This is a genomic window from Bacillus sp. FSL L8-0152 (assembly GCF_038006365.1).
Lineage (GTDB): Bacteria > Bacillota > Bacilli > Bacillales > Bacillaceae_G > Bacillus_A > Bacillus_A cereus.
On the sequence record NZ_JBBOVB010000001.1, the window covers coordinates 3,874,217 to 3,890,883 of the forward strand.

The following is a 16,667-nucleotide window of genomic DNA, read 5'->3' on the forward strand; positions in this document are numbered from 1 at the left end:
ATAAACATTCCTCATTTCGAGAAAAAGTTCGGCACAAAGATCCTTTACATCCTTTGTTACACACTTTTCCCCTCATAGTCTAGCAATTCATGGTTGCCAGGTAGAAACTTATGGACCTTATCTCCAAGATTATATGAGGCAGTGATTCTTTTCGAAGTAATCTTACCACTTGCTCTCATACGTGTCAACAAAATCCAACATTTTTCTGTATTAAATATCGAACATTCACATAAAACACACTCAAAGTATTCGTATTCTATAGGGACCTTATAAATGTAAGCCCTTTCTTTATTGCTGAGTATAGTATATAACAAAAACACTATATAAAAAAGCCTAATTGTAAAAACAATTAGGCTTTTTTTAAGAACTTTTTTCTTGTACATCATTAATGAGTACTTCTCTCGGTTTACTACCTTCATATGGACCTACTACACCATTCATTTCCATTGCATCAATTAGACGAGCAGCTCGCGTATAACCTACTCTAAACCTACGTTGTAGCATAGAAACAGATGCTGTTTGCATTTCCACTACAAGTTGAACCGCTTCATCATATAATTCATCTTCTACTTCCTGCTTCGTATCAGGAACATCTTGCGGAATCATATCTTCTTGATATTGTGCTTTTTGCTGTCCAATAACATATTCTACAACTCTCTCAACTTCATCATCTGATAAAAATGCACCTTGTACACGTACAGGTTTCGATGCACCAATTGGTATAAACAGCATGTCGCCACGACCTAGTAGCTTTTCTGCACCACCACCGTCAAGAATTGTACGAGAATCTGTTTGAGAAGATACAGCGAATGCAATACGTGATGGAATATTTGCTTTAATAACACCCGTAATAACGTCAACTGACGGACGTTGCGTTGCAATAATTAAATGAATACCAGCAGCACGAGCCATTTGCGCTAGACGCATAATCGCATCCTCTACATCAGACGAAGCAACCATCATTAAATCTGCTAACTCGTCCACAATTACTACAATATACGGTAATTCGGGTTGTTTCGCTTCTGATTGACTATTATGTTCTTTTATATAATCATTGTATCCTTCAATGTTACGTGTACCACTATGAGCAAATAATTCATAACGACGTTCCATCTCACTCACAACTTTTTTCAATGCTTGCGATGCTTTTTTCGGATCAGTTACAACTGGCGTTAACAAATGAGGCACACCGTTATATACATTTAACTCTACCATTTTCGGGTCAATCATCATTAATTTTACTTCATGCGGTTTTGCACGCATTAAAATACTAACAATAATACCATTAATACATACACTTTTCCCGCTACCTGTCGCACCAGCTACGAGTAAATGGGGCATTTTATTTAAACGGGCTAATACAGCTTCACCTGTAATATCTCGGCCAAGACCAATTAACAACTTCTCTTCCGGATGATTATTAGCCTTAGAATCAAGAACTTCCCTCAGCGTTACCATCGAAACTTCTGAGTTCGGAACTTCGATCCCTACAGCTGATTTCCCGGGAATTGGCGCCTCAATACGAATGTCCTTTGCAGCTAAAGCAAGGGCTAAATCATCACTTAAACTGACAATTTTGCTTACCTTTACCCCCATATCAGGATACACTTCATATTTTGTAACTGCAGGACCTCTATGCACTTTGGTTACTTTCGCTTTCACTCCGAAACTTTGGAATGTACGTTCTAATTTACGAGCATTCTCATAAATTTCCGCGTTTTCATTTGTAACTTGCTTATTCTTTGGAAATTTTAATATATCAAGTGAAGGAAGCTTGTAATCTTTATTTTCTACATTTGAAAATTGCATAGGAGGTGCTTGCGCTTCACTCTCTAACGATTCAACAATTTTTTCTCCACGCTTTTTCTTTGATTCTTCAATTGGTGGAGTCTCTTCAATAAACGGTGAAGTGATCAAATCTTCTTGCTCTACTTCAATTCGTTTACCCTCTTCTTCATTTACAGGATAATTCTCAGTGAAATTTGAAATAATTGGCGGATCAATTTGGATTTCTTCCATCGGCTCAATAACTTCTTCTTGTTCTGCAGCACGTTTGCTTCTTGTACTTCTTGTTGTTTTTTTCTTTTCTGTTTGTTCAGCCGTTCTTTTGGATCTCCAATCTTTATAATCCCCTTGTATCACTTGAAATTGACTTCTAAGAATTCTACCAACTGGAGCTAACACTTCTCCAATATGTTTATTTGTTATACAGAGTACCCCGAGAATAACTAAAATAATTCCAATGATATAGGCTCCTACTTCGTCGAATAGGAAGTAACATGTCGCGAACATAAGCGCACCAAACATACCACCACCTAAATGAACGCTATCTGGCCCTTTTTTCATTTCAAGAAAGAAGTTATCTTTCGTACTCACAATAACAGAAGTATTTTGCACTGCTCCATCTTTTGTAAGAAGGTTAAATAATGTAATATGACTAAACATTAATATTGCCAATACAATTAAATAAAATCCAATTAACCGTTTATTTAAAAGGTTCGGCCATCCGCGTTTTATAACAAAGGAAACCGATAAAGCTATTACACCTAACACACCAATTATGTACCACTCACCAAAGAAGAAGCGAAAAAATAACACAAACGATTTCCCTACAACGCCTAGCTGTAAAATCGTAATGATCGAAAGTGCAAAAAGAGTTAAACCGACGATTTCATAATACAAAGTTGGCTTTATCGTACGTCTTGCCTTTGCCTTCGTCCCTCTTTGCTTTTGTTTTGCCATTTCTTCACCTCGTGTTCTACATATAAGTAAAGCTCTCCTAAAAACGCTCTATTTATATGTCTGTTTTCTCTATTTTTCAGGTCTTTATATCTTCTATTTTTACACTTCTTGTAAAATGCTAAATAAACAGAAGAAAGCAGCCTACTCATGGCTGCTCAACCGTCTTGTTTTTTATATTATACCATAGCTTCTAAACAAAATCCTTCTTTTTGCTAAAAGGTTATTTTCTGACCTGGCTCAAACTCTAAATAGTGAAGTGGGTCCGTACTTAGCACACGTACAATAGAATAACACCCATGTTCCTCTTCAGAAACCATTAATTCCACACCATTTATATTTACAACTTTTTGACTTTCACATTGTGAATAATCGGCCGGATACACAAGTTGCTCTGGCATAATTGTATATAAAATCATTGTAACATTGTCCCTTCTGCACTACCTTCCGCGCGAACATCGATTAATTCGTTTAATTTTCGAATTGCATTTCCAATACCACCAACATCATCTATAAGACCGTACTTTACTGCATCCCCACCAATTACATTCGTCCCAATATCTCGCGTTAAATTTCCTTTCGCAAACATAAGCTCTTTAAAACGATCTTCTGTTACTTTCGAGTGCTTCGTCACAAAACGAATGACTCTTTCTTGCATCTTATCCAAATACTCAAATGTTTGTGGCACACCTATGACAAGACCTGTTAAACGAATCGGATGAATTGTCATCGTCGCAGTTTCCGCAATAAACGAATAGTCAGTAGAAACAGCAATCGGTACACCAATGGAATGTCCCCCACCTAAAACTAAAGATACTGTTGGCTTTGAAAGTGAAGCTACCATTTCAGAAATTGCTAGTCCAGCTTCAACGTCACCTCCAACCGTATTTAATATTAACAGCAAACCTTCAATTTTTGGATTTTGTTCAATCGCAACAATTTGCGGAATGATATGCTCGTATTTTGTTGTTTTATTTTGCGGCGGTAATTGAACATGACCTTCCACTTGTCCGATAATCGTTAAACAATGAATACGTGATTCATTCATCTGTGGTACATTTGTCTGTCCAAGCTGTTGAATTTTTTCTACTATTGAAGCCTCTTTTCCAGCTTCTTTTGGCTCAGCTTCTTTTTCTTCATTTGTATATCGATCACGTTCTGTCATTTCGCATCCCCTTTCACTCGTATATAACTATTATTTCTTAAGTTATAAATTTCATTCGATAGGGTTAAAAAGAAAAAAAGATCACCCATAAGGGTGATCTTTTTTATACTTCCATAATAATCGGTAAAATCATAGGTTTTCTCTTTGTCTCTTCGTACAAGAACTGTCCTAATAATTCACGAATATTTTGTTTTAACATTGACCATTCAATCGAATATTCTTTAATTGACTGCTCAACAATCATACGTACAATCTCTGTAGATCGTTCAATTAACGCTTCTGATTCACGAACATATACGAAACCACGTGAAATGATTTCTGGACCAGAGATAATTTTCTTTTCATCTTTACCAAGTGTTACAACAACTACTAATATTCCATCTTGAGATAACATCTTTCTATCTCGAAGAACGATATTACCAACGTCACCTACACCTAATCCATCAATTAAAACATTACCAGCTTGTACTTTACCGACTAAGTTCGCTTCATCGTCACCAAAAGCAATTACATCACCTTTTTCTACGATAAAGATATTTTCTCTTGTAATACCTACATCTTCAGCTAAATACGCATGTGCTTTTTGCATACGAAACTCACCATGTACGGGTACAAAGTACTTCGGTTTCATTAAATTTAACATTAATTTTAATTCTTCTTGGCTACCGTGACCTGAAACGTGAACTTTTCTTTCGCCGTAATAAACAACTTCAGCTCCAGCTCTAAATAACAAATCAATAATTTTTGATACAGATATTTCATTACCCGGAATTGGCGAAGCAGCAATGATAACAGTATCACCTTTACGAATTGAAATTTGTTTATGTGCTTGTTTTGCCATTCTAGATAGAGCAGCCATCGGTTCACCTTGACTACCTGTCGTTAAAATAGCTACCTTTTTCTCTGGGAAGTTGTCTACTTCTTGTAATGAAATAACCATACCTTCTGGAACATCTAAATAACCAAGACGTCTTGCAATGTCTACTACTTTCACCATACTACGTCCTACTACCGCTACTTTTCGCCCTGTTTCGGCAGCTGCATCAAATACTTGTTGAATACGATGTACATTCGATGCAAATGAAGCAACGATAATACGACCTTCTGCACCGTAGAACACTTTAGAAATTTCTACACCAACTTCTTTTTCTGAACCTGTATACCCCGGACGCTCTGCATTTGTACTATCAGATAATAGGCAAAGTACACCTTCATTTCCGATTTGCGCCATTTTCCCAAGATCTGCTCCACTATTTCCAATTGGAGTTTGATCGAATTTAAAGTCTCCCGTATATACGATTGCACCTTTTGATGTATGGAAACAAACGCCAACAGAATCCGGAATACTATGTGTCGTTCCGAAGAATGACACTGTTGTAGTGTTAAACTCTACTGTTGAATTTGAATCGATTGTTTTTAGGTCTACACGGCCTAACATGCCCGCTTCACCAAGTTTTTCTTGTATAAGTCCTACTGTTAATTTCGTTGCATAGACTGGAATAGATAATTTACGAAGCACATACACAATTCCACCAATATGATCTTCATGACCGTGAGTAATAAATAAACCTTTTACTCGCTCTTGATTTTCCACTAAATATGTAATATCAGGAATAACGATATCAATTCCAAACATTTCATCTCCCGGGAACATTAACCCCGCATCTACGATAAAGATTTCAGAATCAATTTCAACACAGTACATGTTTTTCCCGATTTCACCTACTCCACCAAGAGCAAATACTTTAACAGACTCATTCTCTTTTCTCTTCATGTTGTTGCCTGGTTTAAAAATCTTGCAAACACTGATTTCACTAAAATTGCAGAGACACCAGGGGAAACTCTACAACCACCATATTTTCACCGTCCAAGACGAATGTCCTTACCGTTATGCGATATCATGTCCTTGTTTATTTTTTAAACCAGGTTTCACCTCTCTTTCATTATATAAATCAAATATCTTATTCGATATGATATGAAAATTTAATTAAATTATAATTTTTCCCAATTTTGCTAAGCATACCCGTACTAAGCTACTTAGCCATATTATACCTGATACAAGAAATAGAACACAAGTTAAATCGTGCGAAAGAAAAAGTAAAAGAAAGGAACAGCACTAAAAGTATATGGCTTATTTCCGCTGCTTTTATACTCCATGTTATTTGAAAAAATAACTTAAACACTTTAAATTACTTTCATTTGATGGATTTCCTAGATTTTTTTCTTGAATTGCACAAAAACACTTATAAAATGAAGCTTTTTTATAGATTACGTCATATTTGAGGCAATTCCTATAAAAACATAATCGAAAGTATTTTCTGTACTAGCAACTACTTTTCAACAAAATTAAAGATGTAAGATCCTTTTCTTATAAACATTGCATTACATGACAAAAGGCTATGAATTACAAAATCTAATAGAAATTTAATAAGGTTAAATTTTTAGCAGGATTTGACAGCCATTATCGAGAAAAAGATGTTGGAACCAAATTAATGAAAGAACAATATCATACTTTAACAAGTAGAGAACGCGTAGCGTAATATACTCGTTTTCAACATAAAATGTTTTCTATATTATAGGGTCATATACAGACGAGAAAGGCGATCCTAAAATCATTTTACAAAAGATTCACTTTAAAACAGATTCAAACATTTTCATATCAATAAAAAAATGACCTAGTTTCACACTAGGTCATTTTTATTAACGAGGAATAGATTGCATTACAGATTGTAACGTTACTCTTTCTTCTTCTGTTAATGGAAGAAGTGGTAAACGTACAGAACCTACATCTAATCCAACCATTTGTAACGCTGTTTTTACTGGAGTTGGACTTGGCGCCATAAATAACGAATCAGTTACTCTTACAAGTAATTGATGTAATTTTTGTGCCTTTTTAAACTCTCCTGCTTGAAATGCTGTAATCATTTCTTGCATTTCATTTCCGATAACATGAGATGCTACCGAAACGATACCTTTAGCCCCAACTGCCATAGCCGGTAACGTTAAACCGTCATCACCGCTGTATACCGCAAAGTCTTCCGCTGTTTTTTCAATGATTTCTGTCATTGTCAACACATCGCCGCCGGCATCTTTAATAGCAACAATGTTTTCTATTTCTGATAAACGAACAACTGTATCAACGGAGATTTGTACAATAGATCGTCCTGGAACGTTATATAGCATAACCGGAAGCGGCGTACTTTCAGCAATTGCTTTAAAATGCTGATACATTCCTTCTTGACTCGGCTTATTATAATACGGTGCTACTAGCATTACTGCATCCACACCAACTTCTGTTGCCTTTTTAGTTAAGTCAATAGAAGCATGCGTATTATTGCTACCTGTTCCAGCGATTACGGGCACTCTTTTATCGACAACAGATACGACATGGCGATATAAAGCTACCTTCTCTTCTGAAGTTAATGTAGGAGATTCTCCTGTCGTTCCTCCTACCACGATTGCTGTTGTACCGTTATCAATTAAATAATTTACCAATTTCGTTGTCTTTGCAAAATCGATATTCCCGTTTATATCAAACGGTGTTACCATCGCGGTTGCAATTGTCCCAAAATCTATCATGGTCTCACTCCTTATTGTTCCAGTTGCTTTTCTTTTGAAAGCTCAAACGCACTATGTAATGCATTTACAGCCTCCACTAAATCAGTTTCTTTTACAAGAACCCAAATTGTTGTATGACTATCTGCCGATTGCAGGATTTGAATACCTTTTTCCGCTAAAGCTGTAACGATTTTCGCAGTAACCCCTGGGTATCCTGCCATTCCAGCTCCAACGATAGATACTTTCGCACAATGCTCTGTCACAATTGGCTCATATCCAAGGTTCTTTAATAATTTAACTGCATGACTTGATACATTATCACTCACCGTATATGCTACACCAGTAGGTGAAATATTAATTAAATCGACACTTATTCCTTCGTTCGCCATCTCTTTAAACACATGTTGTTGCAAATCATATGCCGTTTCTTTTGCAAGCACTTTAATTTGCGTTACGTTTGATACGTGGGCGATACCTGTAACAGGACGTTCTTCTACATCACGACCTCTTGTAGCACCGTCATATGCTGAAATAAGCGTACCTTCACTATCAGAATACGTAGAACGTACACGAAGTGGCACTTTTGCATGCATCGCAATTTCAACTGCACGTGGATGAACGACTTTCGCACCTTGATAAGCCATGTTACAAATTTCGTTATACGTTACAGTTTGAAGATGACGTGCATCTTTTACAATACGAGGATCCGCAGTCATAACACCTTCTACATCAGTGAATATATCGATGTATTCAGCATGAAGTGCAACACCTAATGCTGAAGCTGAAGTATCACTACCTCCGCGTCCAAGTGTTGTCGTATCACCTTTTTTCGTTTGCCCTTGGAATCCTGTAACGACGATTACATCTACATTTTCTAACTCTTCATGTATACGATCGCAATTCATTTCAATAATCTTTGCATTCGTAAAGTCATCATTCGTTACAAAACCAGCTTGTGCACCATTTAATGCTGCTGCTTTTATACCGTTCTCATTCAACATATTAGAGAAAACAATTGCAGAGATTAACTCTCCGCACGATAATAATAAATCTTGCTCACGTTTAGAAATAGTAGATTCCTCTTGATTTACAAGACTTAATAACGTATCCGTTGCATATGGTTCACCTTTACGACCCATAGCAGATACGACAGTAACTACTTTATAACCAGCAGCTAATGATTTCTTTATATGATGAAGCGCATGCTTACGTCCATTGTCATCACGTACTGATGTGCCACCAAATTTTTGAACAATTATTTTCATATTTTGCACCTTCTCTTAGCCGTTTACACTAATTGTAATTTTACTAAGCGCTCTGCAATTTGAACAGAATTCCATGCAGCGCCTTTTAATAAGTTATCAGATACGACCCAAAGATGGAATCCTTTATCGTTATTTAAATCTTTACGGATTCTTCCAACGAATACTTCGTTTTTACCTACTGCAGTAGCTGGCATTGGATATAACTGCTCTTCTGGATTATCTTGCAGAACAATACCTTCCGCATTTGCAAGTAAGCTCTTTAATTCTGCTACTGTTACGCCTTCTTTTTCTACTTCGATGTAAACAGACTCAGAGTGTCCTGATACAACTGGTAAACGTACACATGTTGCCGCTACTTCTAATTCAGGCATATGCATAATTTTTTTTGTTTCGTTAATCATTTTCATTTCTTCAAATGTAAATCCATTATCTTGGAACTTATCAATCTGTGGAATCGCATTAAAAGCAATTGGGAAATGCTTCTTATCACCTGATACAGGAAGAACATTTGCCTTAACTTCTTCGCCATTTAAGATTGCTTGTGATTGTTCATGAAGTTCTTCAATAGCTGCCGCACCAGCACCTGATACAGCTTGATATGTGGAAACGATTACTCGTTTTAAACCATATTGCTGACGAACTGGCTCAAGAGCTACTACCATTTGAATTGTAGAACAGTTTGGATTTGCAATAATACCATTATGTTCTTTTAAGTCGTTTTCGTTTACTTCAGGTACAACAAGTGGCACGTTTTCTGTCATACGGAATGCACTTGTATTATCAACAACAATCGCACCGCGTTTTGCTGCTTCTGGCGCTAATTGTTTCGATACAGATCCACCAGCACTAAATAGTGCGATATCTACTCCTTCAAAGCTTTCAGGAGTTGCCTCTTGAACTGTAAATTCTTCGCCTTTAAATACAAGTTTCTTACCTGCAGATCGTTTAGATGAAAGTAACGTTAATTTCCCGATTGGAAATTCTCGTTTCTCTAAAGTATTTAACATTTGTTCACCAACTGCGCCGGTTGCTCCAACTACAGCGACATGAAAAGTTTTTTGCTTTTCCATCACTATGCCCCTTTCTAGATACCAATCCTTCTATAACTTAGAATCAGAAGGAGTATACAATACCCCTTCTAATCTTAATAACGTTAATTTTATCATATTCTACAGTAAGAATGATGGTTTCATCAAAAATTGTCCGTTTTTTTTCGTTTTTTAATTCATATATCTGAATTTTTCTACGACCACCGGTTGCAATTGCTTTCCTTGCAGCGCTTCTAATACTGTATCTTCCAGTAACTCCATACGAGCTACCATTGAGTTCGGTTTTTTCTCTGGCGCATCTTGACCGAATGGGACGAAATAGATATTTTTTGTGGCCATTAGGCGCATGAGATTTACCCCATTTAATCCTAAAGCATCATTCGTCGAAACTGCCAATACGACAGGCTTGCCATTTCTTAGCGTCGCTTTTGCTGCCATTAGTACTGGAGAATCTGTCATTGCATTTGCAAATTTACTCATAGAATTTCCTGTTAAAGGAGCGATTACCATGCAGTCTAATGGAATTTTAGGTCCAAGTGGCTCTGCTCCAACAATTGAATTAATTGCTTTAAAACCTGTTATTTCTTCAATTTTCTTAATCCACTCTGCTCCTTCTCCAAATCTAGTATTTGTTGATTGAACAGTGTATGAAACAACGGGACGTACTTCTGCCCCTTCAGCAATTAATTTTTCTAAGTGCGGCATAACTTCCTCATACGTACAATGTGAACCCGTAAATCCGAAACCAATTCGTTTCCCCTTCAAACTCATTTCTTTTCCTCCTCCTTTGCAATTGCATCTGCTGCTAATAACTGAGAAAGAACATTTGCTAAAATTTGCCCAGCCGTTTTGGGAGCAACAATACCTGGTAATCCAGGTGCTAGCAACGCTTTGACTCCTCTTTTTTCCGCATATCTAAAGTCAGTACCGCCTGGTTTAGAGGCTAAATCAATCACTAACGTATGAGCTGGCATTTTTGCAATAACATTCGCTGTTACAACGAGGTGCGGAATTGTATTGATTACAATATCGATATTTCCTACTTCTTTCTCTATGTCTTGCATATGAAAAGGAGAAAACATCATTTCTGTAATACGTGCAATATGTTCAGATCGTCTTGCTCCAACTTTGACATGGGCTCCTAATGATTGAAATGCTCTCGCAACACTCATTCCTGTTCTACCAAATCCTAGAACCATTACATTGGACCCATGAATTGTATAGTCGGTATGTTGAATTACCATCATTAATGTACCTTCTACAGTTGGAATAGAATTGTATATTGCCACATCATCACGATCAAATAATTTAACAAGTTTTCGGTTCGTAGTAGATACGAGATTTTCCAAGTAAGGTGTACCAATACCCGAATATATAGTAAAGTGTTCTGGTGTATTTTCAATTTGTTCTTTCGTTATTGAAACTTTTTCATTTGAAAAAATAGTATCTACTTCTCCTTTAGCATTTGTACCTGCAACCGGCAAAATAATTGCGTCTACAGAAGTGAAATCTAAATTTTGTATACTTTCTTTTGCTGCCCCTGTGAAACCATGATCTAACTGATCAAACCCTATCAAAGAAAGTTTCGCATCCAATTCAACTAGCTTACGAATTACTTCTAGCTGCCTTGCATCTCCTCCTATGACAGCAATATGCATCTCAGTCAACATTCCCTAATTCACCTTCTTTTTCTGTCATTTATAAGAAAAGTGCCTACTTTTTCTTTTTCCTCCACATCATATGTAATGTACGAGTTTATGGTGATTGAAAATCCAAATGCACATATGATTTATCAGGTTTCTATGTAGATACAAAAAAAGATGACCAAAATGGCCATCCTTCACTCCGAATTTGAACGATCTATACTATCACAAAGAAGCATATCATGTCCGACTTTCTTTATTTGATTCCATGCCACCCTTACTTCTTGTGGTTCCTTTTTAAAACCTCCCCACTTCCCTACAGGTATTATAAGTGTTTGTATTCGTCCGTCTTTCTCATTAATCTCTAAATCCATATAACCTAAGACTCCCATTTTTTCCGCTTTTTCTATATCTACAACCTCTTTACCACTTAATTCACTTAATCGCATACATACTCCACTCCCTACTGAATTTTTCATTTGCATTGTCTATAATTAGTACCTATTCTATATGTATAAAAAAAATAACCTTCTCTCATTTAAAAAGAGAGAAGGTTATTATCAGATACATCATAAAAATCGATTATAGTTTTATTCCTTTTGGAAGTTTTCCGTCTGGACTAATAAGTGCCGCAGAGAATTCATCAGTAAACATGTTGCGAATTAATCCGTCCACATTTTCTTTTGTTACAGTGTTTACACTTTCAATAATCTCATCAAGTGAACGATGTTTACGAAGAAGCAATTCATTTTTACCGTTACGACTCATACGGCTATTTGTACTTTCTAAACTTAACATTAAGTTTCCTTTTAATTGCTCTTTACTATTCATAAGCTCTTTTTCTGTAATACCTGTATTTTTCAATGTCTCTAATGTTTCTTGCATTGTTTCATACAGTGTATCTAATTGTTGGCTACCTGTTCCACCGTAAAGTGTTAACATACCTGTATCTTCATAAGAAGAGTGGTAAGAAAATACCGAGTAAGCTAATCCACGTTGCTCACGTACTTCTTGGAATAAACGGCTACTCATGCTACCGCCTAAAACATTATTTAATACAATTAAGTTATAAATATCTTCGTGTCCCATTTGTAAGCCTTTATATCCTAGACATAAATGAGCTTGTTCCGTTTCCTTTTTACGGGCTACCTTATTGAAATGGAAAATTGGGCTATGTACTTGTTCACGGTTTGTTGTTCCTTCATAACTACCGAAATATTGCTCCACTGTTTGTAAAAATGCTTCATCAATATTTCCTGCAACTGATACAACTACATTTTCAGGTGTGTAATGATCTTTTATATATTGACGTAACGTATCACCTGTAAACGTATTAAGCATTTCTTCTGTTCCTAAAATAGGATATCCAAGTGGATGCGTTTCATATGTTGCTTTCGTTAACATATCATGCACAATATCATCTGGCGCATCTTCGTACATTTTAATTTCTTCACATACGACATTCTTCTCTTTTTTCAGTTCTTCCTCATCAAATGTTGAATTAAAGAACATATCTGCTAAAACATCTAAAGCATATTTAGCATGCTCATCTAATACTTTTGCATAGTAACAAGTATATTCTTTTGAAGTAAATGCATTCACTTGACCACCAATGCTATCAAATGATTCTGCAATCTCTCGTGCACTACGTGTTTCTGTCCCTTTAAAGAACATATGCTCTAAAAAGTGAGAAATCCCATTATTTTTTTCATTTTCATTTCTTGATCCCGCATGGATCCAAATACCAATTGCAACCGATCTTACAGTTGGTATATTCTCCATAACTATTCTTACACCATTTTTACAAGTATATTTTTTAATCAAAAACTTTCCTCCTACTGCCAGTTTCTCTAAATAAAACGCTATTATTTAATGATAACAAGTTTAAGGATGAATGTCATGCAAATGTATTTAATCCACACGTTTTTCATCCAGTAATTCAGTTATATTCCCCACTTTATATCCTTGTTCCTTCAATTTTATAATCATTGTTTCTAAAGCCTCTTCTGTAGACGAAGTAGGATGCATTAATATGATAGCACCTGGATGTATTTTTCTCATTACTCTCTGCAATAGTACATCCGGCTCAGGTCGCTTCCAATCAATCGTATCTACAGTCCACATAATCGTTCCCATTTGAAAATCATCTGCAATCTTTACGACTTCATCTCGAAAGCTTCCACTCGGCGGGGCAAACCATCTTACTTTTTGATTCGTTGCTACTTCTATCATTCGATTTGTTTTTTGTAACTGATCTCGTATTTCATCTGACGATAACGTTTTCATATTAGGGTGTGTGTATGAGTGATTTCCAACTTCTTGTTTTGCATCGACAATCATTTTTGCAAACCGCAAATTTTCTTTCACCCAACGTCCTTCTAAAAAGAAAGTGGCCTTCACATCATGCTTTTTCAAGATTTCTAATATGCGAGGCAAATACTCATTTCCCCATGCCACATTTATTGTTAATCCTACCATCTTTTTATTTGGATGCCCTCTATAAATTGGAGCTGGTGATAAATCTTCCAAATGAACACTCGGTGAGACTTCTTTGAATTCAAGATATTTTTGATCAAATTCCTTTAGCTTCTTCATATTATTATACGATGCTTCAATATCCACTTGTCTTCCATTATATCCAGGTGTTGCCTTCCATATTTTATCAATCATCGCATTTTGAGGTGCAATCTCATACTGTTTTGCATGCTTTTGAATTTCTTCATGCAAGTTATCTTGTGCAAAAACAGAATAAGAGCCTAAACTGACATATAAAGAAAATATACATATGTATGCCAATATACGAACTTTCATATAAACCCTCCCAAATTAACTATATAAAAACATTTTCTTCTTATCTTTGTTAATTTGAGCGTTATAATGAAAACTATACCTATACCGACATAAAAATATATGAACATCATGTTTTTTACATAACAAAAAAAGCCAGTTTAACTGGCTTTTACTTATTGCTGCTCTTGTTTGTTTTCTTCTTTAGCAGCTTCTTTTTCTTGCTCTTCTTTTAGCAATACTTTTCTAGATAGATTTACGCGACCTTGCTTGTCAATCTCGATAACTTTAACTGTAATTACATCACCGATTTTCACAACGTCTTCTACTTTACCTACACGCTCAAGTGCAAGTTCAGAAATATGAACTAATCCATCTTTACCGCTGAATAATTCAACGAAAGCACCAAATTTCTCAACACGTTTCACTTTTCCTTCGTAGATTTCACCTACTTGTACTTCGCGAACGATATCTTCGATAATCTTCTTAGCTTTGTCGTTCATTTCTTGATTTATTGATGAAATGAATACTGTACCATCTTGCTCGATGTCAATTTTAACGCCAGTTTCTTCAATAATTTTATTGATTTGTTTACCGCTTGGTCCAATAACGTCACGGATTTTATCTGGGTTGATTGTCATTGTAATAATCTTTGGAGCGTAAGCTGATAATTCAGTACGTGGCTCTGCAATAACAGATAACATATGATTTAGAATGTGCACACGACCAATTTTCGCTTGTTGTAATGCCTCTTCTAAAATCTCACGTGATAAACCATCGATTTTAATGTCCATTTGCAGCGCAGTTACACCTTGTGCTGTACCTGCTACTTTAAAGTCCATATCACCTAAATGATCTTCCATACCTTGAATATCAGATAAAATTGTGTAATGCTCACCAGATTTAACCAGACCCATTGCAATACCTGCAACTGGAGCTTTAAGTGGAACACCCGCATCCATCATTGCTAAAGTACTACCACAAATACTTGCTTGTGAAGTAGAACCATTTGATTCTAATACTTCAGATACAAGGCGTACTGTGTATGGGAAATCTTTTTCAGATGGAATTACAGGCTCAAGTGCGCGCTCTCCTAGTGCACCGTGACCAATTTCACGACGACCTGGTCCACGCATCGGTCTTGTTTCACCAACACTAAATGATGGGAAATTGTAATGGTGCATAAAGCGTTTTGATTCTTCTACACCAAGACCATCTAAAATTTGCACATCGCCTAATGCACCTAATGTACAAATACTTAATGCTTGTGTTTGTCCACGTGTGAATAAACCAGAACCGTGTGTACGAGATAAAATACCAACCTCTGATGCTAAAGGACGGATTTCGTCACCTTTACGGCCATCTGGGCGAATTTTTTCAACTGTAATAAGACGACGTACTTCTTCTTTTACAATTTTATATAAAATCTCATTTACTTGTCCTAATGTATCAGCGTCAGCTTCCACAGCTTCGTAATGCTCGATTACACGCTTTTTCACTTCGTTAATTGCATCTTCACGTGCATGTTTCTCATGTACTTGAATTGCAGAATGCATATCCTTCTCAGCCATTTCACGTACAGCTTGATTAAGATCAGCGTCAACTTCATAAAGTTTCACTTCTGATTTCTCTTTACCTACAGCTTGTACAATCTCTTCTTGGAATGCAATTAAACGTTTAATTTCATCATGACCAAACATAATTGCTTCTAACATTGTTTCTTCAGGCACTTGATCTGCTCCTGCTTCAACCATGTTAATCGCATCTTTCGTACCAGCTACAACTAAGTGGATATCACTTTGTTCTTGCTGTTCTACTGTTGGATTAATAACGAATTCGCCATTAATACGACCAACTGTCGCACCAGCGATTGGACCTTCAAATGGAATATCTGAAATCGATAACGCTAATGAAGAACCAAGCATAGCTGCCATTTCAGAAGAACAATCCTGATCAACACTCATTACAATGCTGACAACTTGTACTTCGTTACGGAAACCATCTGCGAATAGCGGACGAATTGGACGGTCGATTAAACGACTTGCCAAAATTGCTTTTTCACTTGGACGACCTTCACGCTTAATAAAACCGCCAGGAATTTTTCCGACTGCATATAAACGCTCTTCATAGTTTACTGTAAGTGGGAAAAAATCTACATTTTTAGCTTCTTTTGATGCAGTTGCTGTAGATAGAACCGCTGTATCGCCATATCTTACTAATACTGCTCCGTTCGCTTGTTTGGCAAGCTGACCAGTTTCAACTGTTAGCTGGCGACCAGCTAAATCTATCGAGAAGACTTGCTTTTCTTGACTCATTTAAGTACCCCTCTCAATTTAAAGTATTCAATTCTTCTATGTAAATGGATAGTATATCACAATATTCTACCTCTAGTATTGCCTAAAATTAAGTAAGCTATAAAGCGTAGAAGATATATTTTTACCTAACAAAAAAGCGGGAATAT

Annotated in this window: 13 protein-coding genes and 1 riboswitch; all 13 genes read right to left on the bottom strand. The window is 36.3% G+C overall.

Going from position 1 to position 16,667, the window contains the following annotated elements:
• Nucleotides 1–55: 55 nt before the first annotated feature.
• Nucleotides 56–157: riboswitch (purine riboswitch) on the bottom strand.
• Nucleotides 158–360: 203 nt separating this feature from the next.
• Entirely contained in the window at nt 361–2,742 is a 2,382-nt protein-coding gene (locus MHH27_RS19290; protein WP_090977222.1) for a DNA translocase FtsK, read from the bottom strand.
• 212 nt (nt 2,743–2,954) lie between these two features.
• Nucleotides 2,955–3,158 (bottom strand): YlzJ-like family protein, encoded by a 204-nt coding sequence (locus tag MHH27_RS19295; RefSeq protein ID WP_000605020.1) that lies wholly within the window; start codon nt 3,156–3,158, stop codon nt 2,955–2,957.
• Nucleotides 3,155–3,904 (bottom strand): translocation-enhancing protein TepA, encoded by a 750-nt coding sequence (gene tepA / locus MHH27_RS19300; RefSeq protein WP_000139807.1) that lies wholly within the window; start codon nt 3,902–3,904, stop codon nt 3,155–3,157. The genes MHH27_RS19295 and tepA overlap by 4 nt, the downstream gene beginning before the upstream one ends.
• 103 nt (nt 3,905–4,007) lie before the next feature.
• Nucleotides 4,008–5,678, bottom strand: coding sequence for a ribonuclease J (locus tag MHH27_RS19305; protein WP_000823089.1), 1,671 nt, complete (start codon nt 5,676–5,678; stop codon nt 4,008–4,010).
• A gap of 926 nt (nt 5,679–6,604) precedes the next feature.
• Complete coding sequence (dapA, locus tag MHH27_RS19310; protein ID WP_340943763.1) at nt 6,605–7,483, bottom strand: 4-hydroxy-tetrahydrodipicolinate synthase; 879 nt, start codon at nt 7,481–7,483, stop codon at nt 6,605–6,607.
• Nucleotides 7,484–7,494: 11 nt separating this feature from the next.
• Entirely contained in the window at nt 7,495–8,727 is a 1,233-nt protein-coding gene (dapG, locus tag MHH27_RS19315) for an aspartate kinase (protein WP_000692450.1), read from the bottom strand.
• A gap of 23 nt (nt 8,728–8,750) precedes the next feature.
• Nucleotides 8,751–9,797 carry an aspartate-semialdehyde dehydrogenase gene (asd, locus tag MHH27_RS19320; RefSeq protein WP_000414846.1) on the bottom strand — a complete coding sequence of 349 codons (1,047 nt, stop codon included), beginning with the start codon at nt 9,795–9,797 and terminating at the stop codon, nt 8,751–8,753.
• A gap of 150 nt (nt 9,798–9,947) precedes the next feature.
• The gene (dpaB, locus tag MHH27_RS19325) at nt 9,948–10,547 is read right to left on the bottom strand and encodes a dipicolinate synthase subunit B (RefSeq protein ID WP_000053596.1); all 600 of its coding nucleotides are present in this window, start codon (nt 10,545–10,547) and stop codon (nt 9,948–9,950) included.
• Nucleotides 10,544–11,446 carry a dipicolinic acid synthetase subunit A gene (dpaA, locus tag MHH27_RS19330; RefSeq protein WP_000954735.1) on the bottom strand — a complete coding sequence of 301 codons (903 nt, stop codon included), beginning with the start codon at nt 11,444–11,446 and terminating at the stop codon, nt 10,544–10,546. The genes dpaB and dpaA overlap by 4 nt, the downstream gene beginning before the upstream one ends.
• A 170-nt stretch (nt 11,447–11,616) precedes the next feature.
• The gene (locus MHH27_RS19335; RefSeq protein WP_090977198.1) at nt 11,617–11,868 is read right to left on the bottom strand and encodes a YlmC/YmxH family sporulation protein; all 252 of its coding nucleotides are present in this window, start codon (nt 11,866–11,868) and stop codon (nt 11,617–11,619) included.
• Nucleotides 11,869–12,001: 133 nt separating this feature from the next.
• On the bottom strand, nt 12,002–13,243 hold the full coding sequence (locus tag MHH27_RS19340; RefSeq protein ID WP_340943767.1) for a M16 family metallopeptidase: 1,242 nt from the start codon (nt 13,241–13,243) through the stop codon (nt 12,002–12,004).
• Nucleotides 13,244–13,330: 87 nt separating this feature from the next.
• Nucleotides 13,331–14,230 carry a polysaccharide deacetylase family protein gene (locus MHH27_RS19345; protein WP_090977196.1) on the bottom strand — a complete coding sequence of 300 codons (900 nt, stop codon included), beginning with the start codon at nt 14,228–14,230 and terminating at the stop codon, nt 13,331–13,333.
• Between the two features lie 152 nt (nt 14,231–14,382).
• Complete coding sequence (gene pnp, locus MHH27_RS19350; protein ID WP_097924678.1) at nt 14,383–16,521, bottom strand: polyribonucleotide nucleotidyltransferase; 2,139 nt, start codon at nt 16,519–16,521, stop codon at nt 14,383–14,385.
• Between the last annotated feature and the right edge of the window lie 146 nt (nt 16,522–16,667).